1 protein-coding gene is annotated in these 507 nt (G+C 70.8%); it reads right to left on the bottom strand.

The annotated features are described in order from the left end of the window. On the bottom strand, positions 1 to 507 hold a 507-nt coding region (locus tag CCE02nite_RS20305; RefSeq protein WP_141391386.1), incomplete at both ends, for an Ig-like domain-containing protein.

The raw sequence follows: 507 nt of genomic DNA, 5'->3' as shown, positions 1-507 counted from the left end.
CCCACGAGCTCCGGCGGCAGGTTCTCGGGAGGCAGCACGGTGACGGGGATCGTCAGCACGTTGGTGTGGCCCTCGGGGTCGTCGGGGCCGGTGCCGTCCGTGACCTCGAACGACACCGCCGCGGGACCGGTGTAGTCGGCGTCGGGGGTGTAGACGATCTCGGTCACGGACGGCACCTCGCGCGAGCCCTCCGTCGCCGTGACCTTGTCCTCGGTCGTCAGTCGCGGCGTCCTGCCCTCGACGACGAGCACGTGCTCCGTGATGTCGATCGGCAGGGACTCGCCGGCCAGCACCTCGAGCCGTGTCCCCGGTCGGAGCGTGGGCTTCTGGTCGGTGAGGCCGGGGACCTTGACGAAGGCCTTGGCGGTGAGTCCGTCGATGTCGGTGACGGTGTAGGTCACGACCTGGCGGTTCTCGGTGAGGGTGACGACGAGCTCGCCGGTGTCGGTGACGGTGGCGGTGGTCGCGTCGGTGGTGACGGTGAGCTCGGTCGCGGCGCCGTCGGGA

The organism is Cellulosimicrobium cellulans, from assembly GCF_006539945.1.
In the GTDB taxonomy this organism is placed as follows: Bacteria; Actinomycetota; Actinomycetes; order Actinomycetales; family Cellulomonadaceae; genus Cellulosimicrobium; species Cellulosimicrobium cellulans.
This window is presented reverse-complemented; position numbering and strand designations above follow the sequence as displayed.